23 protein-coding genes and 1 other RNA gene are annotated in these 23,813 nt (G+C 38.7%); 17 read left to right on the top strand and 7 right to left on the bottom strand.

Annotation, left to right across the window (positions count from 1 at the left end):
- The first annotated feature begins 11 nt into the window (after nucleotides 1–11).
- Together AC1M9C_RS02000 and AC1M9C_RS02005 are read left to right on the top strand one after the other, a co-directional pair.
- A complete protein-coding gene (locus tag AC1M9C_RS02000) occupies nucleotides 12–365 on the top strand; it encodes a YnfA family protein (protein ID WP_481953124.1) in 354 nt (117 codons plus the stop codon).
- A 215-nt stretch (nucleotides 366–580) separates the two neighbouring features.
- Nucleotides 581–1,873, top strand: a complete 1,293-nt coding sequence (locus tag AC1M9C_RS02005; protein WP_035263684.1) for an MFS transporter — start codon at nucleotides 581–583, stop codon at nucleotides 1,871–1,873.
- 49 nt (nucleotides 1,874–1,922) lie between these two features.
- Here AC1M9C_RS02005 and argF read toward each other — a convergent pair whose 3' ends face one another.
- Together argF and AC1M9C_RS02015 are read right to left on the bottom strand one after the other, a co-directional pair.
- Nucleotides 1,923–2,843: an ornithine carbamoyltransferase gene (argF, locus tag AC1M9C_RS02010; RefSeq protein WP_035263683.1), complete on the bottom strand. Its 921-nt coding sequence runs from the start codon at nucleotides 2,841–2,843 to the stop codon at nucleotides 1,923–1,925.
- Between the two features lie 117 nt (nucleotides 2,844–2,960).
- Entirely contained in the window at nucleotides 2,961–3,614 is a 654-nt protein-coding gene (locus AC1M9C_RS02015; RefSeq protein ID WP_481953125.1) for a TetR/AcrR family transcriptional regulator, read from the bottom strand.
- A 218-nt stretch (nucleotides 3,615–3,832) separates the two neighbouring features.
- On the opposite strand from AC1M9C_RS02015, the gene prpB reads away from it, so the two are divergent.
- Complete coding sequence (prpB, locus tag AC1M9C_RS02020; protein WP_035263679.1) at nucleotides 3,833–4,717, top strand: methylisocitrate lyase; 885 nt, start codon at nucleotides 3,833–3,835, stop codon at nucleotides 4,715–4,717.
- 4 nt (nucleotides 4,718–4,721) lie between these two features.
- Nucleotides 4,722–5,852: a bifunctional 2-methylcitrate synthase/citrate synthase gene (gene prpC, locus AC1M9C_RS02025; RefSeq protein ID WP_035263678.1), complete on the top strand. Its 1,131-nt coding sequence runs from the start codon at nucleotides 4,722–4,724 to the stop codon at nucleotides 5,850–5,852.
- A 32-nt stretch (nucleotides 5,853–5,884) separates the two neighbouring features.
- On the opposite strand, the gene AC1M9C_RS02030 is transcribed toward prpC, so the two are convergent.
- The 3 genes from AC1M9C_RS02030 to glnL all read right to left on the bottom strand — a co-directional run bounded on the left by AC1M9C_RS02030 (nucleotide 5,885) and on the right by glnL (nucleotide 9,229).
- Nucleotides 5,885–6,538, bottom strand: coding sequence for an aminotransferase (locus tag AC1M9C_RS02030; RefSeq protein ID WP_481953126.1), 654 nt, complete (start codon nucleotides 6,536–6,538; stop codon nucleotides 5,885–5,887).
- A gap of 104 nt (nucleotides 6,539–6,642) precedes the next feature.
- Nucleotides 6,643–8,133, bottom strand: a complete 1,491-nt coding sequence (glnG, locus tag AC1M9C_RS02035) for a nitrogen regulation protein NR(I) (RefSeq protein ID WP_035263676.1) — start codon at nucleotides 8,131–8,133, stop codon at nucleotides 6,643–6,645.
- On the bottom strand, nucleotides 8,120–9,229 hold the full coding sequence (gene glnL / locus AC1M9C_RS02040; protein WP_035263674.1) for a nitrogen regulation protein NR(II): 1,110 nt from the start codon (nucleotides 9,227–9,229) through the stop codon (nucleotides 8,120–8,122). Before glnL ends, glnG begins: the two co-directional genes overlap by 14 nt.
- A gap of 361 nt (nucleotides 9,230–9,590) precedes the next feature.
- Here glnL and rimO point away from each other — a divergent pair, with 361 nt between their 5' ends.
- The 12 genes from rimO to lpxA all read left to right on the top strand — a co-directional run bounded on the left by rimO (nucleotide 9,591) and on the right by lpxA (nucleotide 21,902).
- On the top strand, nucleotides 9,591–10,934 hold the full coding sequence (gene rimO / locus AC1M9C_RS02045; RefSeq protein ID WP_035263671.1) for a 30S ribosomal protein S12 methylthiotransferase RimO: 1,344 nt from the start codon (nucleotides 9,591–9,593) through the stop codon (nucleotides 10,932–10,934).
- A gap of 47 nt (nucleotides 10,935–10,981) precedes the next feature.
- Nucleotides 10,982–11,710: a UMP kinase gene (gene pyrH / locus AC1M9C_RS02050; RefSeq protein ID WP_035263670.1), complete on the top strand. Its 729-nt coding sequence runs from the start codon at nucleotides 10,982–10,984 to the stop codon at nucleotides 11,708–11,710.
- A gap of 76 nt (nucleotides 11,711–11,786) precedes the next feature.
- Nucleotides 11,787–12,341: a ribosome recycling factor gene (gene frr, locus AC1M9C_RS02055; protein WP_035263669.1), complete on the top strand. Its 555-nt coding sequence runs from the start codon at nucleotides 11,787–11,789 to the stop codon at nucleotides 12,339–12,341.
- Between the two features lie 8 nt (nucleotides 12,342–12,349).
- Entirely contained in the window at nucleotides 12,350–13,096 is a 747-nt protein-coding gene (uppS, locus tag AC1M9C_RS02060; RefSeq protein WP_180027804.1) for a polyprenyl diphosphate synthase, read from the top strand.
- A 2-nt stretch (nucleotides 13,097–13,098) separates the two neighbouring features.
- Nucleotides 13,099–13,923: a phosphatidate cytidylyltransferase gene (locus AC1M9C_RS02065; RefSeq protein ID WP_481587502.1), complete on the top strand. Its 825-nt coding sequence runs from the start codon at nucleotides 13,099–13,101 to the stop codon at nucleotides 13,921–13,923.
- Nucleotides 13,924–15,120 carry a 1-deoxy-D-xylulose-5-phosphate reductoisomerase gene (gene ispC / locus AC1M9C_RS02070; protein WP_481953127.1) on the top strand — a complete coding sequence of 399 codons (1,197 nt, stop codon included), beginning with the start codon at nucleotides 13,924–13,926 and terminating at the stop codon, nucleotides 15,118–15,120. It begins immediately after the preceding gene.
- Between the two features lies 1 nt (nucleotide 15,121).
- Entirely contained in the window at nucleotides 15,122–16,477 is a 1,356-nt protein-coding gene (gene rseP / locus AC1M9C_RS02075) for an RIP metalloprotease RseP (RefSeq protein ID WP_481953128.1), read from the top strand.
- Nucleotides 16,478–16,518: 41 nt separating this feature from the next.
- Nucleotides 16,519–19,041 carry an outer membrane protein assembly factor BamA gene (gene bamA / locus AC1M9C_RS02080; RefSeq protein WP_481588191.1) on the top strand — a complete coding sequence of 841 codons (2,523 nt, stop codon included), beginning with the start codon at nucleotides 16,519–16,521 and terminating at the stop codon, nucleotides 19,039–19,041.
- A gap of 29 nt (nucleotides 19,042–19,070) precedes the next feature.
- On the top strand, nucleotides 19,071–19,559 hold the full coding sequence (locus tag AC1M9C_RS02085; RefSeq protein ID WP_035263662.1) for an OmpH/Skp family outer membrane protein: 489 nt from the start codon (nucleotides 19,071–19,073) through the stop codon (nucleotides 19,557–19,559).
- A gap of 3 nt (nucleotides 19,560–19,562) precedes the next feature.
- Nucleotides 19,563–20,633 carry a UDP-3-O-(3-hydroxymyristoyl)glucosamine N-acyltransferase gene (gene lpxD, locus AC1M9C_RS02090; protein WP_092766345.1) on the top strand — a complete coding sequence of 357 codons (1,071 nt, stop codon included), beginning with the start codon at nucleotides 19,563–19,565 and terminating at the stop codon, nucleotides 20,631–20,633.
- Between the two features lies 1 nt (nucleotide 20,634).
- Entirely contained in the window at nucleotides 20,635–21,117 is a 483-nt protein-coding gene (gene fabZ / locus AC1M9C_RS02095) for a 3-hydroxyacyl-ACP dehydratase FabZ (protein ID WP_035263658.1), read from the top strand.
- Nucleotides 21,114–21,902: an acyl-ACP--UDP-N-acetylglucosamine O-acyltransferase gene (lpxA, locus tag AC1M9C_RS02100; RefSeq protein WP_035263657.1), complete on the top strand. Its 789-nt coding sequence runs from the start codon at nucleotides 21,114–21,116 to the stop codon at nucleotides 21,900–21,902. The genes fabZ and lpxA overlap by 4 nt, the downstream gene beginning before the upstream one ends.
- 47 nt (nucleotides 21,903–21,949) lie before the next feature.
- Here lpxA and AC1M9C_RS02105 read toward each other — a convergent pair whose 3' ends face one another.
- Nucleotides 21,950–22,777: a YbgF trimerization domain-containing protein gene (locus tag AC1M9C_RS02105; RefSeq protein WP_481587499.1), complete on the bottom strand. Its 828-nt coding sequence runs from the start codon at nucleotides 22,775–22,777 to the stop codon at nucleotides 21,950–21,952.
- A 285-nt stretch (nucleotides 22,778–23,062) separates the two neighbouring features.
- Here AC1M9C_RS02105 and ffs point away from each other — a divergent pair.
- An RNA gene (ffs, locus tag AC1M9C_RS02110) (signal recognition particle sRNA small type) lies at nucleotides 23,063–23,159 on the top strand.
- Between the two features lie 27 nt (nucleotides 23,160–23,186).
- Here the strand turns inward: ffs and AC1M9C_RS02115 are convergent.
- On the bottom strand, nucleotides 23,187–23,813 hold the full coding sequence (locus AC1M9C_RS02115) for a regulatory protein RecX (RefSeq protein WP_481587536.1): 627 nt from the start codon (nucleotides 23,811–23,813) through the stop codon (nucleotides 23,187–23,189).

Genomic DNA, 23,813 nt, shown 5'->3' on the forward strand with positions numbered 1-23,813 from the left:
TGGATGAAAGTATGGACATACAAGTTACAAAAGTAATATCTACGACAGCTTTATTTTTTCTAACAGCACTGATGGAAATATTAGGGTGTTACTTTCCATATTTGATCCTAAATCAAGGGCGTTCGCATTGGTTGTGGCTACCTACTACTGTCGCACTCGCTGCTTTTGTGTGGTTATTGACTTTGCATCCAGCAGCATCAGGTCGAATATATGCTGCATATGGAGGTATTTATATTTGTTCGGCATTGTTGTGGTTAAAGTTTGTGGATCAAATGGATCTTACTAAATGGGATATCATTGGTGGCGGAGTGGTTGTTTTCGGGGCGCTGATTATCATTTTACAGCCACAAGGCTTTATTCGGTGAGTTGTCATAGGAGGAAGTCTGTTTTAATTAAATTAATAATAAATCGACCTTAAATATATTTGAGAAAAATTTATAAGCCTATTTAATAAAATTTACATAAAGGCTTTTTAAATTGGCATGAAATAGGCATATATTTTCTGCCTGAAATTTTGAAATACACAGAGTTTCATCATTATTCGACAATAAACGATGTAATTAGAATAAGGATTTTTCATTTGTCTACAATATATTCCAAGCAAGAAAAAACCAGCCGTATCAAAGGAATTATTGGTGCAGCTTCTGGTAATTTAGTTGAATGGTTTGATTTTTATATATATGCAGTATTTGCTGTATATTTTACCCAAGCTTTAACTGCGCCAGATATGGATAGTTCTACCCAAGCCATCTATGTGTGGGGTGTATTTGCAGCAAGCTTTTTTATGAGACCTATCGGTAGTTGGCTTTTTGGTCGAATTGCAGATAAACACGGTCGAAAAAAATCAATGGTCATCTCAATTATATTGATGGCTATAAGTTCTTTCATGTTTGCAGCGTTACCAACGTATGAGCAAGTGGGTATGGCTGCACCGTTTTTATTATTAATGGTTCGACTGCTTCAAGGCTTATCCGTTGGTGGTGAATATGGTGCTGTGGCGACTTATATGAGTGAATTGGGTTTAAAAGGTCAACGTGGCTTTTTTTCATCATTTCAATACGTAACGCTCACGGGTGGTCAACTCCTTGCAAGTTTATTGGGTGTAATATTCTTAGCTTTTATGTCTGAACAGCAGCTTTATGATGGGGGATGGCGAATTCCATTTATTATTGGTGGTGTTGCAGCAATTTTATCTTTATTAGCGAGAAGTAGATTAGAAGAGACTTTATCCAGTGATGAAAGTGACAAAGAAGATTCTGGTACACTTCGTGAGCTTTTTAAAAATCACTGGAAAACTTTCCTTTTGGTAGTTGGTTATACTTCAGCAGGCTCTCTTAGTTTCTATGTGATTACAGTTTACTCAAAAACTTACCTTACCAACATTGGAATAGATCCTAAAACGGTAGGGTTGATGATGACAGCCTGTATTTTTGTACTCATGGTGGCACAACCATTCTTTGGTGCATTATCAGATCGTATTGGTCGCAGAAATTCTATGCTGTTATTTAGTGGTCTAATGGCTATATTTATCTACCCAGTCATGGCAATCGGGATGAGATATTTCAGCGAAACTCCATTCATTGTCGCGATGCTTCTGATTTTCCTTATGCTATTGCTTAGTTTGTATACCTCTATTGGTGGAATTGTAAAAGCTGAAATGTTTCCTCCGCATGTTCGTGCGTTGGGTGTAGGTTTCTCTTATGCGATAGGTAATGCTGTATTTGGTGGTTCTGCACCTTCTGTTGCCTTACAGTTTAAGGCCGCAGGAATTGAAAATTCATTTTTTATTTACGTGATCATTATTTTAATCGTATGTTTCTTTTGTAGTTGGCAACTTCCCAAAGAACCTAAATATTTAAAAGATGATCATTAAGATTTAGAAAATAAAAAAGCACCCGAGGGTGCTTTTTTAGTGGATGAAATTAATCTTTTTTTAAGCTTTCATTGATGAGGAACTCAACAAGTGCTTTTTGAGCGTGAAGGCGGTTTTCAGCTTCATCCCATACCACAGCATTTTTATGATCGAGCATATTTTCTGAAATTTCTTCACCGCGATGGGCTGGCAAACAGTGCATAAATAAACAGTCTGGATGAGCAAGATCCATTAGACGTTCATTGACTTGAAAATCAGCAAAAGCTTTTTCACGAATTTTTTGCTCTTCTTCTTGTCCCATGCTGGCCCAAACATCAGTAACGATAAGGTCAGCATTCACTGCAGCATCTTCAGCAGAGTCTACAACTTCGGCGCAGTGCGCGAATTCAGAGAGAAATTCAGGTTTTGGTTTATAACCTTTTGGTGATGCAATCTTGAGTTTAAAGCCCCACATATGTGCAGCTTCGATATATGAGTTACACATATTATTACCATCACCAATCCACGCAACGGTTTTGCCTTGGATTGAGCCACGGTGTTCTACGAATGTTTGAACATCAGCAAGCAATTGGCAAGGGTGGTGATCATCGGTCAGTGCATTAATAACTGGGACTTTAGAATATTCTGCAAAACGAGTGACAATATCGTGGCCAAAAGTACGAATCATTACAATATCAAGCATACTTGAAATAACGCGAGCTGAATCTTCAATCGGTTCGCCGCGACCTAATTGTGTATCCCGGGACGAAAGGAAAATTGCACTACCACCAAATTGGGTCATACCAGCTTCAAAAGAAACACGGGTACGTGTGCTCGATTTTTCAAAAATCATTCCCATTACTTTACCAACAAAGGGTTGGTAGACTTCATGATTATGCTGCATGCGTTTTAATTCTATAGCACGATCAATAATGCGATTTAATTCTGCAGTTGAAAGGTCACGTAAAGTAAGAAAATGTCGTAGAGCCATGGTTACTCCACAATCATTGTTTCGTCAAAATAGTGAGTGAGACGACCAATAATTGTTGGTTGATGAAAAAAACGAGAATCGACTAATATACTATATGTAAAGAGAATTGCAAAAAAACTAGACTTTTTGGTGCCCATCTAGGAAGCGATCGACAGAATAGCTGATGTATTCGATGGTTTCTTGATCGGTTTCAAGTTCTGGTATCCCCATTAAAATTTTCCATTCTAAATTTCTTAAGATTCCAAAATATAATTGAGCAGAAAATAAAGGATTTTCACATTTTAACACGCCAAGTTTATGCGCATTTTCTAATGCATTTGCGATCGCTAACTGGATATGTTTAGGGCCTTTTTCGTGCAAATAAAGAGCAAGTTCTGGATTTTTTTGGGATTGCTCAATCACGAGACGCATAAAGGCAGTGTGATCTTCTTTTTTAATGTGGCGATGAAAGTTAAGTAATGTATGTATCAGATAAGATCTAAAATCGCCATGTTCTGGATCATATGCAACACAGATATCTTTAAAAAAGAGTTCACGACGATAATCACATATTGCAGTAAAAAGCCCTTCTTTACCGCCAAAATATTTATAGATAGATGCTTTGGAGCCTCCAGCATGTTGAACAATATCATCCAAAGACACAGCATCGTAGCCACGTTCCAAGAATAGCGTATTGGCGCTTAGCAATAATGCTAAACGTCGTTCTTGACCACGGCGAGTATGGGGCATATCACAACCAGAAGTTTCAATATGTGGAAATGGATGTTGCATGCAGTAACAATAGTGAAAATGAATTTGAAGATGGAGTATAACAAATTAAAGCACTTAACGCCTGTCACTCTAAATAATAACAAAATCAAAAAATGAATGACAATTCACTTTTATATGACTAAAGTTTTAGAGCAAAAATACTAAACGGTCATATATCAAACTAAATTTATAGATATACTAAAAACTCGATAATTATAGTAAACACTGTGGAAAGGAATATGACAGAACAATCGTCTGCAGGCTTAAGATTTAGACAAGCATTAGAAGTGGAAAAGCCATTACAAATCATCGGAACTGTAAATGCATATGCAGCAATGATGGCAAAACAAGTTGGCTATAAAGCAATTTATCTATCGGGCGCAGGTGTTGCAAACTATTCCTATGGTCTTCCTGATTTGGGAATGACGAGTTTAGATAATGTGCTTGAAGATGTTCGTCGTATCACTGAACGTGTAGATACACCTTTACTTGTGGATATTGATACAGGTTGGGGTGGTGCGTTTAATATTGCACGAAGTATCAAGCAAATGATCGCAGCTGGAGCTGCTGCTGTTCATATTGAAGACCAAGTTGCGCAAAAACGCTGCGGACATCGTCCGAATAAAGAAATTGTGTCACAACAAGAAATGGTAGACCGTATTAAGGCTGCTGTTGATGCAAAAACTGATTCTAATTTTGTGGTCATGGCACGTACGGATGCGCTGCAAAAAGAAGGGCTTCAAGCCGTCATTGATCGTGCATGTGCATGTGTTGAAGCTGGAGCTGATGCTATTTTTGCGGAAGCGATGACTGATATAACGATGTATAAAACAGTCTGTGATGCTGTAGGTGTGCCTGTGCTAGCGAATATCACTGAATTTGGTGATACCCCTTATTATACAACCGAAGAGCTAGCAGAACAGGGGATTTCAATGGTGTTATACCCATTGTCTGCGACACGTGCGATGCAGAAAGCAGCATTAGAAGTAATGCATTCAATTCGTAAAGATGGCACGCAAGTGAATGTTATTGATAAAATGCAACAACGAAAAGAATTATACGAGTTCCTTGATTATCATACTTTCGAAAACACACTAGATAAGCTATTCACTCAGGAGAAATAAAAAAATGGCTGAAGGAAAAGTATTGACTGGCGCAGGATTGCGTGGACAAGTCGCAGGTAAAACAGCACTTTCAACCGTTGGGAAAAGTGGTGCAGGCTTAACATATCGTGGTTATGATGTTCAGGATTTGGCGGAAAACTGCCAATTTGAAGAAGTTGCATATTTAATTTTCTTTGGTGAACTACCTACGGCGCAACAACTTGCGGACTATAAAGCAAAACTAAAATCACTGAGAGCATTACCACAAGCACTAAAAGAAGTGCTTGAGCGTATCCCAGCAGACTCACATCCTATGGATGTTATGCGTACTGGTGTTTCTATGTTGGGTAACTTAGAAACAGAACAGTCCTTTGGTGAGCAGCAAGATGTAGCTGATCGTATTTTGGCAACATTGCCAGCCATTATTTGTTATTGGTATCGATATAGCCATGATGGTGTTCGTATCGAAGAAAGTACTGATGACGATTCAATTGGTGCTCAATTCTTGCATTTATTGCGTGGCGAAAAACCTAATGAATTGCATGAACAAGTCATGAATGTTTCATTGATTCTCTATGCGGAGCATGAATTTAACGCTTCTACGTTTACGGCGCGCGTGTGTGCTTCGACGTTATCAGATTTACATTCGTGCATTACAGGTGCGATTGGCTCATTGCGTGGTCCACTGCATGGTGGTGCAAATGAAGCGGCAATGGATATGATTGAGCAGTGGAGCTCTCCTGAAGAAGCTGAGCGTGAAATGCTGGGTATGCTTGAACGCAAAGAAAAAATCATGGGCTTCGGTCATGCAATTTACAAAGACAATGATCCACGTAATGGGATTATTAAGGTATGGTCTGAACGCTTGGCCAAAGATGTAGGAGATACAGTTTTATATCCAGTATCAGTACGTTGTGAAGAAGTCATGTGGCGAGAGAAAAAATTATTCTGTAATGCTGATTTCTTCCATGCTTCTGCTTATCACTTTATGGGTATACCAACGAAGCTATTCACGCCAATTTTTGTGATGTCTCGTGTAACAGGATGGGCGGCACATGTGATGGAGCAGCGTGCGGACAACCGTATTATTCGACCAAGTGCAGATTACACAGGACCTGAATTACGCAAAGTTGTACCAATTGAACAGCGTGCTTAAAAAGCATAATAAAAAGCTCCTTCGGGAGCTTTTTATTTTGTTGAGCTGAGTAAAATGGCATCTTGTTTTTCGTAGCCTGTTTCAGTAGGAATACCCATGTAACTAATGACTGCAACGCGATAATCGGGGAAAGTGTAAGGAAATGCGTAAAGTTTTTTGATCTGAGGTAAATTACGATGATATCGAATATTCTCGAATTGTTGACTTTTATACATTGAAGGATCAGAGCTTTGGCTGAGTTGTACCTGAGATTGGAATTTACTTACTTTAATTTCTGGCACGTTTAACCAAAAATTTCCAGTCTGTTCTCTTTGTCTATTGAATTTTAGTTTAGCAGTCTTGGGGCTTAATGGTGTTGGTTTGACAAGGCGAGCTTGAATACTTTGAATTTTGCGTAGCGCATGCTGAATTTCAGTAATGTGATTTCGGCTATTTAATGGGGTATAAATGGATTGAACCTCAATCGCTTTATGTGGGTTTCTGCTGTTGAGCAAATAATAATAAAGTGTTGGTGGTCGACCAGATTCATCATGGTAATGGCGTAAATAATATATTTTCTGATCTTTAATATCTGAACCTAGTACTTCTATTGTCTCGGGACCGCCGACTGTGGCAAAGGAGGGTGAAGAAATAAGGCAGAAGATGATACCTAGATAAATTTTATGCTTTAAGTGATTATTATTCATTTGGACTCATCTTTTTGTATCTTATATTGAGCATGATTTAAAATTTTAGAATTATGATGAAGAATAGGTTAATCAATTGTGTTGATTAACCTAAATCTAGAAGTTTACTCGGCTGTAGTGCTTACGACTTCATCTTCATCATCTTCAGCAGTATCCATTCCTAATTCTTTTAGCTTACGAGTCAAGGTATTGCGACCCCAACCTAAAAGCTCAGCAGCATGGCGTTTTCTTCCTCGAGTTTGTTGTAGTGCCGCATTAATTAAGGTGCGTTCAAACATAGGCGTGGCGATATCCAATAATTTCATTTCACCATTTTTGAGTTTTTGTACAGCCCACTGACTAAGCAACTCATCCCAATGCTGAATAGCGATACGATCTGCTTGATTGTGTGGATGATTTGGATCATCAGATTTTTGGATTGGCAGTTGTTTTAACTCAGAAGGAAGATCTTCTGGGTAAACCTCTCGTCCAGTAATCATCACTGTCAGCCAGCGACATGTGTTTTCAAGTTGACGTACATTACCTTGCCAAGGCAACTGTTTCATGTATTCAATAGTTTCTGTACGTAAAATCTTTGGACTTACACCAAGTTCTTTACCTGCTCGTGCGAGAAAGTGTTGTGCGAGCATCGGAATGTCTTCCGAGCGGTGAGCAAGTTTAGGAATATGAATACGAATTACATTCAGACGATGATAAAGATCCTCACGGAAGCGTCCATCATGTACTAATTTTTCTAGATCTTGGTGAGTCGCAGCGACAATGCGGACATCAACACGCACTGGAATGTGTCCACCGACGCGATAAAACTCGCCATCAGCTAAAACACGCAATAAGCGCGTTTGGGTTTCGAATGGCATGTCCCCAATTTCATCAAGGAATAATGTACCGCCATTGGCTTGCTCAAAACGACCTTGTCGCTGAGTATTAGCGCCAGTGAATGCACCTTTTTCATGACCAAATAATTCAGTTTCAATCAAATCTTTCGGAATGGCAGCCATATTAAGCGCAATAAATGGCTTGCTGCTACGAGGTGAATGACGATGCAATGCATGAGCGACTAACTCTTTACCTGTACCTGACTCACCGTTAATTAATACCGTAATGTGTGATTGCGACAAACGTCCAATTGCTCGGAAGACTTCCTGCATTGCAGGAGATTCTCCAATGATCTCAGTTGATTGAATTGGCTGTACGGTTGATTTCGCAGATTCTTGTTGTTGGAGCTTATTAATGTGCATGATGGCACGATTGACAAGTGCTAAAGCCTCATCAATATCAAATGGTTTTGGTAAATATTCAAAAGCACCCGTTTGATAGCTTGATACTGCTGACTCTAGATCCGAATGTGCCGTCATGATGATCACAGGTAGATCAGGATAATGACCTTTGACTTTAGCGAGAAAGGTAAGACCATCAATTCCTGGCATCCGTATATCTGTCAAAATTACATCAGGTGTATCATCAAGTAACTGATCCAGTGCAGATTGAGCTTCTTCGAAACTGGTAACATCTAAACCTTCTTCTTTAAATGTTTTTTCTAGAACCCAACGCATGGCGCGATCGTCATCTATTACCCAAATTTTATTTCGCGACATGGTTTAACTCCCAAGGTATATAAAGACTAAATACGGTTTTGCCCGGAACGGATTGGCATTCAATCATTCCATTGTGTTGATGCATAATATTTTGTGCGATGCTCAGACCTAAGCCTGTTCCTTTAGCGCGTCCTGTGACTAATGGATAAAATACGGACTCCAAAATTTCTTCTGGAACGCCAGGGCCGTTATCTTCAATATCAATTCGAACAGTTGAGCGGTGTAAAGTTCCGTTAATCGTGACAAGGCGATGAATACGTGTACGCAAGGTTAATTCAGGTTGAGTGTCTTGAAAAAACTCTTTGTTTTCAGTCATGGCCTGAACAGCATTTACACTGATATTCAACATCACTTGAATAAGTTGATCCCGATCTGCTTCAACATCAGGTAATGAAAGATCATAATCACGAGTAATTTTAATTTTCTTTTTCGTTTGATTTACAATTAACGAACGCACACGCTCCAAAGGCTCGTGAACATTTACAGGTTCATAGCTTGGTAACTGCCGAGAACCGAGCATTGTGTCAGCAAGATTTCTCAGGCGATCTACTTCACTAATAATAATGTCCGTAAATTCTTTATATTCAGGATCATTTAAACTACGTGCCAATAATTGAGTTGCGCCACGTATGCCCCCTAATGGATTCTTAATCTCATGCGCGACACCTCTGATTAATTGGCGTGCGACCTGATGTTGTTGAATAAAATTTTCTTCTTTAGAAATTTTCAACATTCGATCAATTGGATTGAGTTCAATCAGAAGGAGGGGGTGATAACTTTTGCCAGTGTTAAGTTGGGCAACAGAATAGTCAACATGTACATCTTTAAAGTTCACAATAATAGTCGCTTCACGGCGGGTATAAGCTTGCCCCGTGAGTAATGTATTCGTGAGTGCTTCTTCTGTGTTAAATGAATCACCTGGAGATTGTAAAATACTGAGCACAGATTGACCTGATGCTCTTAATAAGCTGATATCAAAGAGTGCTTCACATGAGGAATTTAAATAAAAAATATTTAATTCACTATCGACTAAAAGTATCGCAGTGCTCAAGTTGTCTACGAGTAAACGGTAATCAATCGTTGGTTGTTGATTCATTAACCTCAAAATCCTGTCTTAAAATAGAGCAATTGCATCTATGAGTTTTTCCATCACTGCTCACAAAGAGGGAGTTATTTAATTTTAACGTCCTCAAATAAAGCAAAATATGAGCCAACTTTGTTTGAAATCGTTAAAAACAACTAAAATGAACTCATTTATTAAGAAAAAAAGCGCGAAGCGATTGCAAAATATTCAAGCAAAGTTGGGTTTATTTAATAATGCATCATATTGGTGCGATTGCAATATTTTTTAAAATTTATGGGAATATTTTGGTGCGTTATGCAAAGAGTGGGGTTTTCAACTGTTTTTATGAATTGAAAAGACATACAATACGCGGATTCTAGTGGAGCGCAGATTCATGAAATCCCCCAAAGTCGGTTTTGTTTCTTTAGGTTGTCCTAAGGCATTGGTAGATTCCGAGCGAATTCTTACTCAGTTAAAAACTGAAGGTTATGATGTAGCGTCGGATTATGACGGTGCTGATTTAGTTGTTGTTAATACCTGTGGTTTTATTGAATCTGCAGTACAAGAGTCATTAGACGCGATTGGCGAGGCGATGAGTGCGAACGGTCGCGTCATCGTAACAGGTTGTTTGGGTAAAGATGAAGAAAAAATTCGTCAAATGCATCCAAATGTACTTAAAGTTACTGGTGCAGCAGCTTATCAAGAAGTAATGGAAGCTGTGCATCAATATGTTCCTGAGCCTCCTAAGCACAATCCATTTATTGATCTTGTGCCAGAACAAGGTATTCGATTAACACCAAAACATTATGCATATTTGAAGATATCTGAAGGCTGTAACCATCGTTGTACCTTCTGTATTATTCCAAGTATGCGTGGCGATCTGGTATCTCGCCCAGTCGGTTCAGTATTAGAAGAAGCGGCGGCTTTAAAACGATCTGGTGTTAAAGAAGTCTTGGTTATTTCTCAAGATACTTCGGCATATGGTGTAGACACGAAATACAAGCTTGATTTTTGGAATGGTCAGCCTGTAAAAACTAAGTTCTATGATATGTGTGAAGCATTAGGTCAATTGGGTATTTGGGTACGTCTGCATTATGTCTACCCATATCCACATGTTGATGCAGTTATCGATTTGATGGCACAGGGTAAGATCTTGCCTTACTTAGATATTCCATTCCAACATGCAAGCCCTAAAATTTTAAAACTAATGAAGCGTCCAGCGCATAGTGAAAACACGCTAGAGCGTTTAAAAGTTTGGCGTGAAAAGTGTCCTGATTTAGTCATTCGTTCAACATTTGTTGTTGGCTTCCCGGGTGAAACTGAAGAGGATTTCGTGCAACTTCTAGATTGGTTGAAAGAAGCTCAGCTCGATCGCGTTGGTTGTTTTACATACTCTCCAGTTGAAGGTGCAACTGCAAATGATCTGCCAGATCATGTGCCTGAAGAAATTAAACAGGAACGCTACGAACGCTTTATGCAGGTTCAGCAAGAAATTTCTGCTGCAAAGCTACAAAAGCGTATTGGTCAAACCATGACCGTGCTGGTTGATGATCTAGAAGAAGAGTTTCCAGTTGCAGTGGCGCGTTCTTATGCAGATGCTCCAGAAATTGATGGAAATGTCTTTGTAGAAGATATTGATAAGAGCAAGATTAAAGCAGGTGATTTACTGGTTGTTAAAATCACTGATGCGGATGAATACGACCTTTATGCAGAATTGATTGAAATTAAAACCGCATAATTGTTTGAAGTATTACATATAAATGAATTCGGATATTGGAGTTTGTGATGTTAGATTCTAAAAAACCACGCTTTGGTCGTATTCTGCTAAAACTTTCGGGCGAAGCGCTAGCAGGCAATAAAGATATGGGTATCGACGCGCAGGTGCTTGATCAAATGTCTTTATCTATTGCTCACTTGGTTGGTCTAGGTGTGCAAGTTGGTATCGTTGTGGGTGGTGGTAACCTTTATCGTGGTAGCCAATTACAGCAAGATGGGTTGGTTGGTCGCGTAACAGGTGATCAAATGGGTATGCTAGCAACTGTGATGAATGGTTTGGCATTACGAGATGCATTGGTACGTCGTAATATCAAAACCCGTTTAATGTCAGCATTACCAATCGGTACAGTTGTAGAATCATATTCTAGCCGTGATGCGATTCGTCATTTAAATAATGGTGAAGTTTGTGTATTTGTAGCGGGTACGGGTAACCCATTCTTTACGACAGATACGGCTGCATGCTTACGTGGTATTGAGATTGAGGCTAACTTAATTCTCAAAGCGACGAAGGTGGATGGTGTCTACAATAAAGATCCAAGCAAATATGAAGACGCTGTTAAATATGATGCATTAACATTTGACCAAGTCTTAGATGAGAAACTTGGTGTAATGGATTTAACCGCGATTTGCTTATGCCGTGACCATAATGTTCCACTTCAAGTATTCGATATGAATAAATCAGGTGCGTTATTGTCAGTGGTTATGGGTGAAAAAGAAGGTACTCACGTTACTAATTGATGTACGTGGCTTTCAAAGCTATTTATACTAAACACTATTTTGATTTAAATTTTGAGAATTAGGTAAGGAAGATCACATGATTAACGATCTTAAAAAAGATGCTGAAGAGCGCATGAATAAATCATTAGACTCATTAGAGCATGGTTTTGCTAAAGTTCGTACAGGTCGTGCACATCCATCAATTCTTAACGGCGTAATGGTTCCTTACTATGGCTCTGATGTGCCATTAAACCAAGTTGCTAACATTGGTGTTGAAGATTCGCGTACATTGCTTGTTCAACCTTTCGAGCGCACCATGGTTGCTGCAATCGATAAAGCAATTCGTGAGTCAGATTTAGGTTTGAACCCAATTACTGCTGATTCAATTCGTGTACCAATGGCGGCATTAACTGAAGAAACACGCCGTGATATGCAAAAAGTGGCACGTAACGAGGCTGAAAATGCAAAAGTTGCGATTCGTAATATTCGCCGTGATGTATTAGGTGATATTAAAGCGTTGTTGAAAGAAAAAGAAATTTCTGAAGATGATGAGCGTCGTGCTGGCGATGAAATCCAAAAAATCACAGATAAGTTTGTTGCTGAAGTTGAAAAGCGTTTAGCAGCAAAAGAAGCAGAGTTGATGAAGGTCTAAGCTATATAATGACCATCTCAGCAGAGCTTCTGCCACAACATGTTGCCATCATTATGGATGGCAACAATCGTTTTGCAAAAAAGAAACATCTACAAAAAGGTGATGGACACCGTGAAGGAAAAAATGTCCTTGATCCGATTGTAGAGCATTGTCGTAAAGTGGGTGTAAAAGCACTTACTGTTTATGCCTTCTCAAGTGAAAACTGGAATCGACCTCAATACGAAGTTGATTTGCTCATGAAGTTGTTGCAAGAGACGATTAATGAACAAATTCCTCGAATGATAAAGTTTCAGATTGGGCTCAGATTCATCGGGGATCGCTCTCGTTTATCGCCAGAATTGCAACAATTAATGTTGCAAGCAGAACAAAGGACTGCTACTTTCACAGAAATGACGCTCACAATTGCTGTGAGCTATGGTGGAATGTGGGATATCGCACAAACTGCTAAAACAATAGCACAACTCGTCAAAGAACAAAAAATTGATGTTGATCAAGTTGATGTTGATTTGTTTGCTCAGCATGTCAGTTTAGGTGACTTACCTCCAGTCGACTTATTGATTCGTACAGGTGGTGATTATCGATTGTCTAATTTTTTATTATGGCAATCTGCATATGCTGAATTGTATTTTACTGAGACGTTGTGGCCAGAATTCACAACAGAAGAATTGGATCATGCCTTTGGTGTGTTTTTAGGGCGAGAAAGGCGCTTTGGAAAAACTTCTGAGCAGGTCCAACAAGAGAAAATAGAGAACTAATAATGTTAGAGCGGATAATTACCGCATTGATTTTAGTGGCTGTAGTGTTGAGCTGTATGTTTGCAACTACATCCATTTATCCAATGTTAGCGTTAATGATTATCGCTGCCGGGGGGGCTGGCTATGAGTGGTTTAAACTCATGCCTCGTCAAACTGATCAAGTGAATAAATTTAAAGCAGGATGCTTTGGTGTAATCACTGCGGTATTTTCTGCAATTGCGCTTTATTTTGATGATCTAGTGCTGCTGTTGTGGAGTGCTTCGATTATTACTTGGGTTACTACCATTTATTGGGTTAAGAAATATCCTCTTTATGATGCGTGGTATAACACTTCACTGAATTGGATTGGTGTAGTGATTATTAGTGCTGCAGTATCGGCAATATACGAAGTCTGGATAAGTTCACCTTGGTGGCTCATGTATCTATTCCTCTTAGTGTGGGGTGCTGATAGTGGGGCGTACTTTGTAGGTAGGAAGCTTGGTAAGCGTAAGCTTGCACCTGAGGTGAGCCCGAATAAATCTATTGAAGGGTTAATCGGTGGTGTAATTACAGTCATCATTGTTATCTTATTCGTACAATTTAACTATTTAGATTTAACCGCAGTAGAGCATATTCTATTTTTACTCCTATCTGTGCTGACAGTATTTAGCTCAGTTCAAGGTGATTTGTTTGAATCAATGATTAAGCGTCGTGCAGGTATTAAGGATTCAGGTCGTATTTTGCCTGGTCATGGTGGTGTATTAGATCGCATTGACTCATTGCTTGCTGCCGCACCTATTTTTGCTGCGGGAATATTTGTTTTAAAACTTGTTGGTGTAGATTTATAGATGTCTCAATCAGTATGTATATTAGGTGTAACGGGTTCAATTGGACAAAGTACCTTAAAAGTCATTGATCGACATCCAGAGAAGTACAATGTTTTTGCGGTATCTGCATTTAGTCGTGTAGAGCAGTTAAGCGAAATATGTCAACAATATCATCCACAGTATGCTGTTGTACCTTCGGCGAAAGTGGATGAACTACATCAATTTTTCAAATTAAAAAATATCACTTCAACCGAAATTCTCTCCGATGAATCGGGTTTGATCGCTGTTGCTGAGCATCCTCAGGTTGATATTGTAATGGCGGCGATAGTAGGTGCAGCGGGATTGTTGCCAACACTCGCTGCTGTTCAAGCGGGTAAGCGTGTTCTTCTAGCAAATAAAGAATCGTTGGTGATGTCTGGTGACATCATGATGAAGGCCGCTAAAGAGAATAAAGCCTTATTATTACCTGTAGATTCTGAACACAACGCAATATTTCAGTGCCTGCCTCAAAATTATTTGCAATTAGATACAGCTGGTAAACCCCAGTTAGGTGTCTCACAAATTTTGTTGACTGCTTCTGGCGGTCCATTTTTGCATCATACGCTTGATGAGCTCAGTACGGTGACACCTGCACAGGCTTGTAAGCACCCTAATTGGTCTATGGGGCAGAAGATATCAGTTGATTCGGCAACGCTAATGAACAAAGGTCTCGAGTTGATCGAGGCCTGTCATTTATTTTCAATTCAAGAACATTTTGTTACAGTGGTTGTGCACCCACAAAGTATTATTCACTCAATGGTTCAGTATGTTGATGGTAGTACTTTGGCTCAAATGGGTAATCCTGATATGTGTACGCCGATTGCACATGCATTTGCATGGCCAGATCGGATTGAAACACATGTTCCTCCGCTAGATTTATTTCTATACGATACGCTTAATTTTATGCAGCCTGATATTGTACGCTTTCCAGCGTTGCAATTGGCTCGTGAAGCAATGAAATCTGGAGGATTGGCGCCTGCGATCTTAAATGCTGCAAATGAAATCGCGGTTGAAGCATTTTTAAAAGATAAAATCAAATTTTTAGATATTCCTAAAGTTGTTGAATCCACTTTGAATCATGTTCAAAATTCAAATGCTGATTCTTTAGAGCTAATCTTAGAGACTGATGCGCTTGCACGTCGCTATGCTATTCAACTCACGAATTCACTGAGTACCTAAGATGAATATACTTTTCATTATCGTCGCGGCTATTTTGCTTCTAGGTCCATTGATTGCAATTCATGAATTTGGACATTACTGGGTAGCACGAAAACTTGGCGTTAAGGTTCTTGTGTATTCAATTGGATTTGGTCCAACAGTTTTAAAGTGGACCTCTAAAAAATCGGGTATCCAATATCAGCTCTCTGCATTACCTTTAGGTGGTTATGTAAAAATGTTGGATGAGCGTGAAGGTAATGTAAGTGCGGAAGATTTACCTTATGCGTTTAATCGGCAATCCCCTTTAAAACGAATTGCAATCGTTGCTGCGGGACCCCTCGTTAATTTAATTTTTGCCGTTTTACTGTTTTGGATTCTATTCTTACCAGCACAAGAACAATTAAACACTCGAATTGGTAAAGTGATTGAAAATACGCCAGCCGCACAAGTAGAGATGCGTTCTGGTGATAAAATCATAGCTGTGGATGGAACTGCGACGCCAACTTGGGAAAAATTGAATTATGCGCTGATTGATCGCGTAGGTGAAACTGGTACGATTCAAATTCAAGCTGATCGTGATGGTCAGGTACAAACTTTTAATTTACCGATTCAGCATTTTTTAAAAGATCAGTCTCAATCACCTTTGGATATCTTGGGATTTTTACCATATCGACCTCATATTCAACCAGTTGTGCATAAATTATCTGAAGATGGTGCTGCTATACGCCAAGGGATGAAAAAAGGTGATGTAATTGTCGCGATTGATAATAAAAAAATTAACGATTGGTTTGAAGTTGTTGATATAGTACAAAAATCACCAGAAAAACTATTGAATATTGAGGTGATGCGTCAAGGCGAGATCGTTCAATTAAAGGTCATGCCCCAAGGGAAGCGCGACAATATGGGGAATACGACAGGAATGTTGGGAGTTCAAGCTCAATCTGGTCAGATCAATATTCCTGCTGAATATAAGCATACTATTCAATATAATCCAGCGGAAGCTTTTGTGGTTGCGCTTGAGAAAACGGGTCAATTATCATCTATGATCCTTGGCTCAATTGTCAAAATGATTCGTGGATTGATTGGGTTGGATAATCTCTCGGGTCCAATTACGATCGCTAAAGTTGCAGGTCAAAGTGCTGAAATGGGGTGGCAAACTTTCATTTCATTTATGGCATTAATGAGTGTAAGTTTGGGGATATTAAATTTGCTTCCGATTCCGATGTTGGATGGTGGGCATTTAGTTTATTACATAATTGAATTAATTCGTGGTAAACCTGTTTCTGAACAAATACAATTGGTTGGATTAAAAATTGGTATGGTGTTGCTGGGAAGTATGATGTTTCTCGCAATATTTAATGATTTTATGCGTTTATAAGCGTTATAGATGGATAATTAACTTACTGGAAAACAATAGGCATGCAGCACAAACATTTATTTATGCCATTGGCACTCGTTAGCGCAATGGCAGCAGTACAACAAGTATATGCAGCAGACGAGTTTATCGCGCGGGATGTGCGTGTTGATGGATTAGTTCGACTAACGCAGGCTAATGTACTCGCAATGTTACCGGTGAATGCTGGGGATCGCATTAATGATCCAGTGATTGCGAATGCGATTCGTGCCTTGTATGCCTCTAATTCGTTTGATGATATTCAAGCTTTTAAAGAAAACGATGTTTTGGTTTTTAAAGTCGTTGAACGTCCTATTATTTCTAAAATCAATTTTAAGGGTAATAAGCTCATTCCAAAAGAAGCCTTGGAAGAGGGCTTGAAGAAAATGGGTCTAGCTGAAGGTGAGGTGCTCACTAAATCTGCACTTCAGACGCTAGAAACCGAGCTTGAACAACAGTATTCACAACAAGGTCGCTACAATGCTGATATTCAGGTTGAAACTGTTGCAAAAGCTAATAACCGTGTAGATGTCAATATTAATTTCATTGAAGGTAAACCAGCTAAAGTTTTTGAAATTAATTTAATTGGTAATACTGTATTTAAAGACGATGAAATTAAGCAAGTCTTTGCTGTCAAGGAAAGCGGATGGTTATCTGTCATTTCCAGAAATGATCGCTATGCGCGTGAAAAAATGGCAGCAAGCCTTGAAGCATTAAGAGCTTTATACCTTAATAAAGGTTATATCAATTTTGAAATTACCAACTCTAATTTGAATATCAGTGAAGATAAAAAAAATATTTTCATTGAAGTTTCAATGAATGAGGGTGAGCAATTTAAATTTGGTGAAACTAAATTTTTAGGTGATGCTTTATATAAAGACGAAGATCTTCGTGCACTAAAGATTTATAAAGATGATGCAACTTACTCACAAGAGTTGGTGAATGCAGTAAAACAGTTGTTACAGCGTAAGTATGGTAATGCTGGTTATTACTATGCGGAAATTAATGTTGTGCCTCAAATTGACAATGAAACAAAAAAAGTTAATTTGAATTATTACATCAATCCGGGTCAGCAAGTTACGGTTAGACGTATTAATTTTACAGGTAATACCAAGACTGCTGATGAAGTTTTACGTCGTGAAATGCGCCAGATGGAAGGTGCATTAGCGAGTAATGAAAAAATTGATCTTTCAAAAGTCCGTTTGATGCGTACTGGATTTTTCAGCAAAGTTGATGTTAAGCCTGTACGTGTTCCAGGAGCGCCTGATCAAATCGATTTGAATATCGCTGTTGAAGAACAACACTCAGGATCAAGTACTTTAGCTGTTGGTTATTCGCAAAATGGTGGTATCACATTCCAAGCAGGCTTAAGTCAAACTAACTTCTTAGGTACAGGTAACCGTGTAGCGATTGATCTTTCTCGTTCTGAGACACAAGATTATTATAACCTAAGTGTTACTGATCCATACTTTACAATTGATGGTGTCAGCCGTGGTTACAATCTCTATTATCGTAAGACGAAATTAGACGAAGACTATAACGTTAACAATTATGTTACAGATAGCTTCGGTGGTGGTCTGAGCTTTGGTTACCCAATTGATGAGAATCAGAGCTTAAGTGCTGGTATTAATATTGATCAAACTGAAGTAACGACTGGTCCATTTGTTTCTACTTATGTACGTGATTATTTACTTGCCAATGGTGGTAGGGAAACAAGTACTGGTAAGTATTGTCCAGTCGACTTAGAGCCAATTAAAGATGATAACGGTAATGTAATTGGTTATGAACCTTGCTCTGAACCTGAAGTTGAGTACGGTAATGAGTTTAAAGGTGATTTCTTTACTTATAGTTTAAATTTAGGTTGGTCTTATAACACATTAAATAATCCACGCTTCCCAACGTCGGGTATGTCTCATCGTGTTAATGCAGAGATTGCATTGCCGGGTAGTGATGTTGAATATCAGAAGGTAACATACGATACTCAAGCCTTTATTCCTTTAGGAAAGGATTTTGTATGGCGTGGTTATGGTAAGGTAGGTTTCGGTAATGATTTACCATTCTATAAAAACTATTACGCTGGTGGTTATGGATCTGTTCGTGGTTACGATAATAGTACATTAGGTCCAAAATATCCGAGTATTACAGATGCTGCTCTAACTAGAGAAGATAGAAACCCTGAAGAGGTGGGGGGTAATGCATTAGTTCAATTTGGCACTGAATTAATCTTACCAGTTCCTTTCAAAGGCGACTGGGCGCGACAGGTCCGTCCTGTTATTTTTGCAGAAGGTGCTCAAGTGTTCGACACTCAATGTGACGTACCTACTGGAAATATTTATTTTGGCGCAACCAATCCGACGGCATTCGATGCTAGACAGTACTGTAAAGATAACTTTGGCTTCGATGCCGGAAATATGCGTTATAGTGTTGGTGTAGGCTTCACATGGATTACGATGATTGGTCCACTATCATTAAGCTATGCGTACCCACTGAATGATAAGCCTGGTGATGAAACTAAGTCTGTTCAATTTGAAATTGGTCGTACTTTCTAGTACGGCCTTTTGCCTTAAAAGGAATAATAATGAATATATTTAAAACAATGATATCAACGGCTTTACTCACATCTGTAGTTGGCTTTGCACATGCAGCAGGATATGGGGTAATCGATTTAGAAAAAGTGGTAGAAAATAGCACGTATTTAAAGCAGCAGAATGCTCAGCTTGAGCAGACAATTAAACCGCAAACGGTAAAGTTGGAACAGTTAGGTAAAGAAATTGAAGCGTTGGCTAAATCAGCTCAAGCCAATCAATCGAATGCCCAGCAACTATCCTCTCAATATCAAACGAAGATGAACGAATTTCAATCTTTACAACAGACTGTTCAATCACGTGTTCAAAGCACCATTCAAAATACAAACAAAGTTTTTGACTCAAGAATTAAACAAATTGCTGAACAATTGCGCAAAGAAAATAATCTTGATTTAGTTTTAAATAAAAATGCTGCCTTGGCATATGACCCAAAATACGATTTAACTGCTAAAATGATTCAAAAGGTTAATGCAATCAAATAGTCAATGAAATCAAATCAATTTCGTCTCGATCACTTGGCCAAACTTGTACAAGGCCAAGTTATTGGTGATGCAGATCTGTTGCTAGAGGGTCTTGCAAGTTTAACTCAAGCGAACTCAAACCAAATTTCTTTTGTAAATTCTGATAAGTATTTAGACGAAGCGATTTCATCTCAAGCAGGTGCCTTAATTGTCACTTCTGAGATGCAGGCTCAGCTTAATCAGCATAATAATTTTATTGTCGTACAAAATCCGTATCTTGCTTTCGCGATTTTAACTCATGTGTTCGAATCTAAAACTGTGCAACGTGGAATCGAGGCCACCGCAGTAATCGATCCGAGTGCTATGATTGGAGATAATGTATACATTGGTCATTACGTTGTAGTTGGCCCACATGCCGTGATTGGTTCAAATACAGTAATTCATTCGCAAACTAAAATTGATGAGTATGTTGAAATCGGTGAGGATTGTTTCATTGATTCGCATGTCACGATTACGGGTCGATCTAAAATTGCTAAACGTGTTCGTATCCATGCGAATACCGTAATTGGAGGAGAGGGTTTTGGCTTTGCTCCTTATCAAGGTAAGTGGAACCGAATTGCTCAACTCGGGTCTGTTCAAATTGGAAATGATGTCAGAATTGGTTCTAACTGTAGTATTGATCGTGGCGCTTTGGATGACACTATACTTCATGATGGTGTGATTATTGATAATCTTGTGCAAGTCGCACACAACGTTCAAATCGGTGAAAATACTGCGATTGCTGCAAAATGCGGTATCGCGGGCAGTACTGTGATTGGCAAAAACTGTATCCTTGCAGGTGCTTGTGGTATCTCAGGACATCTAAAAATTGTAGATAATGTGACGCTAACTGGAATGTCAATGGTCACAGGTAGCATTTTAGAAGCTGGTACATATTCTTCAGGAATGGGATTGCTCGAAAATTCTCGTTGGAAACGAACAGTTGTTCGTCTAAGACAATTAGCAGATGTGCCATTGACCAAATTAGTCAAACAAATAGATGATATGCAGGCTCAGTTAGAGTCAATCGAATCAACTTTAAAATTGCGTAAATAATATGACAGAGTCTACTTTATCTTTTTCAATTCCTGAATTGCCGATGAATATTCAAACAATTCGTGAATATTTGCCGCATCGTTATCCATTTCTATTGGTAGACCGTGTTACAGAAGTGACTGAGAATGGAATTGTCGGATTTAAAAATGTCTCCATAAATGAAGAGTTTATGCAAGGTCATTTTCCAGGTTATCCAATCATGCCGGGTGTCTTAATCGTTGAGGCGATGGCACAAATTTCTGGCGTTCTTGGCTTTATCATGAACAATGAAAAACCCAAACCTGGTTCACTTTTTCTTTTCGCTGGCGCTGAAAAAGTTCGTTTTAAAAAACAAGTCGTTCCTGGTGATCAACTCGTGTTAAAATCAGAGCTTGTAATGCAGAAACGTGGTATTTACAAGTATCTTTGTAGTGCGAGCGTTGATGGTGTAATTGCAGCGACAGCTGAAATTATTATCTCTCATCAGAAATTAGAGCAAGCATGAGTAACAGTGATTTAATCCACCCTACAGCAATTATTGATCCTACGGCAACGATTGCTTCTGATGTAAAAATTGGTCCTTATTCGATTATTGGTCCTCATGTGACGATTGATAGTGGGACAGTATTACATTCTCATGTGGTGGTTGGTGGATATACTCGCATCGGTAAATCAAACGAAATTTTCCAGTTTGCCAGTGTGGGTGAGGTGTGTCAGGATCTTAAGTATGCAGGTGAAGAAACTTGGCTTGAGATTGGAGACAACAACAAAATTCGTGAGCATTGCAGTCTGCATCGCGGTACAGTGCAGGATCAAAGTATTACTAAAATTGGTAGTAATAATCTGTTGATGGTGAATACGCATATTGCGCATGACTGTGTGGTGGGTAATAACAACATTTTTGCAAACAATGTTGGTGTCGCAGGTCATGTGCATGTTGGTGACTTCGTTGTTGTCGGTGGTAACTCAGGTATTCATCAATTCTGTAAGATCGACTCATACAGCATGATTGGTGGAGCATCATTGATTTTGAAGGATGTGCCTGCTTATGTGATGGTGTCTGGTAATCCGGCGCATGCATTTGGAATGAATGTAGAAGGTATGCGTCGTAAGGGTTGGTCCAAAGATGTAATCAATGGTTTGCGAGAATCATTTAAGTTGATTTATAAGAGTGGTCTGACGACACAACAAGCCATTGAGCAGATTACTGCTGAAATTTTACCAAATGTTTCTGAAGCACAGCTCCTTATAGATTCTCTGAATGAATCTAAGCGCGGTATTGTTCGTTAAGGGCTTTTGCTAGCATAAAAAAAGACATCTTATGATGTCTTTTTTATTTAACTTTTTTTGAAATATCCAGCTTCTTCTGAGTCAGGATATGTGCTTAATAATTTATTTTTGTAAATTTCAGCAGTTTGAACATTTTTATTTACATCTTTCGCGATGCTATACAGCTGATATAAAGATCGCGCTGCTTTCCCTGAATTTGGAAACTTCGAAGCGACAGTTTCATAGTGTTTTCTTGCTTCTTCATAATTGGGTGGTTCAATTGCTAAATTGAACTCAGCTAACCAAAAATAGGCATTACCTGTATACACACTATTTGGATTGTTACGTACAAAGTTTTGCATAGGTGCAATAGCTTTTTTTGCGCCACCTTGCTTGTATGCATCTAAGGCAACTGTATAAGCTGCTTTATCAAGTTCTTGTTGGTTGGTTTGATTCAAGTTCGTTGCATTTTGTGATGCTGTGGTATTTGAGTTAGTGCTAGTGCTTGGTGCAGTTGGCTCATTGGGAGCGGGTGGTGCAGCATTAGGATCTTCGGTATTGGACTCCTCCACAGGATCAATTTTTTGTTGAAGGAGTTCTAATCTTTGATCTAGATCTGTATAGCGATTTTTTAATTCGTTGGTCAGTTGATTAATTTGATGTTCTTGTTCTTCTAATTTGCCTTGAAGTGCACGAATTTGATTTTCTAAGCGTTGATTTTGTTGGATAAGTTGCCAACTGGTGTTGGTAGGAGCGGTAGCGGTGTTATTCACTGCGACTGCTGTTTGGTTCAAACTTGAATTTTGGCTTAATCCTTTTGATTCGATAGGAATATTGGCAAAAACTGATGTTGAGCTCATCAATGCTAGTGCAAGAAAAGTACGCTTATTGAGCATGTTCATTATTCCATTTGTATCCATACTCAAATTTGAACTTTGAGTATTTTCAATTCTTAATAATCAGATCATTAAAAACGTCATAGCATTTAAAATCAATATAAATTTACAATGAAACTGTATAAATGAAGAAATTTAAGTTGAAGTTATTTAGATGAAAAATATCAAGTTTGTTGTTAATAGATTAGTAAATATTCACTTGAACTTTTTTAGTGCCTTTAAAGCCCATTATGGTCTTGCAAGATCGTTAAAAATCTCTATACTCTGTTCTTGCAATGGTAGCCCTGCTGGTGGCTTCGCAATTGTACTCTGAGAACCCCGCCAGGACCGGAAGGTAGCAACGGTATCAGAACTATGATGTGCCGGAGTTTTGCTAGTAGGGTTGCCACCATTATAATAATTTTATTTCTTATTCTTCATTCTCTTTTCTTTTTATAGCTTTCATAATCGCATCCAGTTCAAAGCCTCTATATTGTAAAAAGCGAATTTGTTTTGCTTTTAATTTTGCGTCCTGAGCAACTTCATAGCCATATTTTTTGACCTTCAATAAGTATGCTTGTTCATACCAATCTATTTCTTCCATTTCTGGTTCAGCCAACGCTTTATCAACGTGTTTGCTTTTAAGCGCTAGCTTTATTCGATTTGGGCCTTTTCCTTTACGTAATTGGCTGCGTACCGTCATTTCTGCAACGCGAGCATCACTTTGATAATTTTCTCGCGCTAGCTCATCAACTAAGCTCAAAACCTCTTCTTTATTTTGTGCATACAAAGCAAGTTTATCGATTAAGTCTTTTTTTGAGTATTCTTTGCGAGTTAAGACTGCAAATGCATACGATCTCAAACGAGTCCCTGTTAAGCTTTTATTCTGTGCTAGAACTGAAGAATGAGTATCATCTAAATCACATTCATCTGGTGCTTGATCGGTTAGGTGTTGACTAGCCGAGTGTTGATCATTGATGAGATGTTGAGGTTCATCTTCATTCATTATTGATTTTAATTGCTCATAATGAATGAACTTGGGAAACTTCTCTGACAT

This window comes from Acinetobacter sp. 24-47-39 (assembly GCF_056783825.1).

Excerpts from the sequence above, each read along its gene's own strand:
- AC1M9C_RS02115 (WP_481587536.1), bottom strand. The coding sequence starts at position 23,813 with ATGTCAGAGAAGTTTCCCAAGTTCATTCATTATGAGCAATTAAAATCA.
- AC1M9C_RS02030 (WP_481953126.1), bottom strand. The coding sequence starts at position 6,538 with ATGAATAATAATCACTTAAAGCATAAAATTTATCTAGGTATCATCTTC.
- prpB (WP_035263679.1), top strand. The coding sequence starts at position 3,833 with ATGACAGAACAATCGTCTGCAGGCTTAAGATTTAGACAAGCATTAGAA.
- pyrH (WP_035263670.1), top strand. The coding sequence starts at position 10,982 with ATGTTAGATTCTAAAAAACCACGCTTTGGTCGTATTCTGCTAAAACTT.
- prpC (WP_035263678.1), top strand. The coding sequence starts at position 4,722 with ATGGCTGAAGGAAAAGTATTGACTGGCGCAGGATTGCGTGGACAAGTC.
- AC1M9C_RS02015 (WP_481953125.1), bottom strand. The coding sequence starts at position 3,614 with ATGCAACATCCATTTCCACATATTGAAACTTCTGGTTGTGATATGCCC.
- glnG (WP_035263676.1), bottom strand. The coding sequence starts at position 8,133 with ATGTCGCGAAATAAAATTTGGGTAATAGATGACGATCGCGCCATGCGT.
- bamA (WP_481588191.1), top strand. The coding sequence starts at position 16,519 with ATGCAGCACAAACATTTATTTATGCCATTGGCACTCGTTAGCGCAATG.
- uppS (WP_180027804.1), top strand. The coding sequence starts at position 12,350 with ATGACCATCTCAGCAGAGCTTCTGCCACAACATGTTGCCATCATTATG.
- fabZ (WP_035263658.1), top strand. The coding sequence starts at position 20,635 with ATGACAGAGTCTACTTTATCTTTTTCAATTCCTGAATTGCCGATGAAT.
- rimO (WP_035263671.1), top strand. The coding sequence starts at position 9,591 with ATGAAATCCCCCAAAGTCGGTTTTGTTTCTTTAGGTTGTCCTAAGGCA.
- AC1M9C_RS02065 (WP_481587502.1), top strand. The coding sequence starts at position 13,099 with ATGTTAGAGCGGATAATTACCGCATTGATTTTAGTGGCTGTAGTGTTG.
- AC1M9C_RS02000 (WP_481953124.1), top strand. The coding sequence starts at position 12 with ATGGACATACAAGTTACAAAAGTAATATCTACGACAGCTTTATTTTTT.
- rseP (WP_481953128.1), top strand. The coding sequence starts at position 15,122 with ATGAATATACTTTTCATTATCGTCGCGGCTATTTTGCTTCTAGGTCCA.
- argF (WP_035263683.1), bottom strand. The coding sequence starts at position 2,843 with ATGGCTCTACGACATTTTCTTACTTTACGTGACCTTTCAACTGCAGAA.
- AC1M9C_RS02085 (WP_035263662.1), top strand. The coding sequence starts at position 19,071 with ATGAATATATTTAAAACAATGATATCAACGGCTTTACTCACATCTGTA.
- lpxA (WP_035263657.1), top strand. The coding sequence starts at position 21,114 with ATGAGTAACAGTGATTTAATCCACCCTACAGCAATTATTGATCCTACG.
- frr (WP_035263669.1), top strand. The coding sequence starts at position 11,787 with ATGATTAACGATCTTAAAAAAGATGCTGAAGAGCGCATGAATAAATCA.
- glnL (WP_035263674.1), bottom strand. The coding sequence starts at position 9,229 with ATGAATCAACAACCAACGATTGATTACCGTTTACTCGTAGACAACTTG.
- AC1M9C_RS02105 (WP_481587499.1), bottom strand. The coding sequence starts at position 22,777 with ATGCTCAATAAGCGTACTTTTCTTGCACTAGCATTGATGAGCTCAACA.
- lpxD (WP_092766345.1), top strand. The coding sequence starts at position 19,563 with ATGAAATCAAATCAATTTCGTCTCGATCACTTGGCCAAACTTGTACAA.
- ispC (WP_481953127.1), top strand. The coding sequence starts at position 13,924 with ATGTCTCAATCAGTATGTATATTAGGTGTAACGGGTTCAATTGGACAA.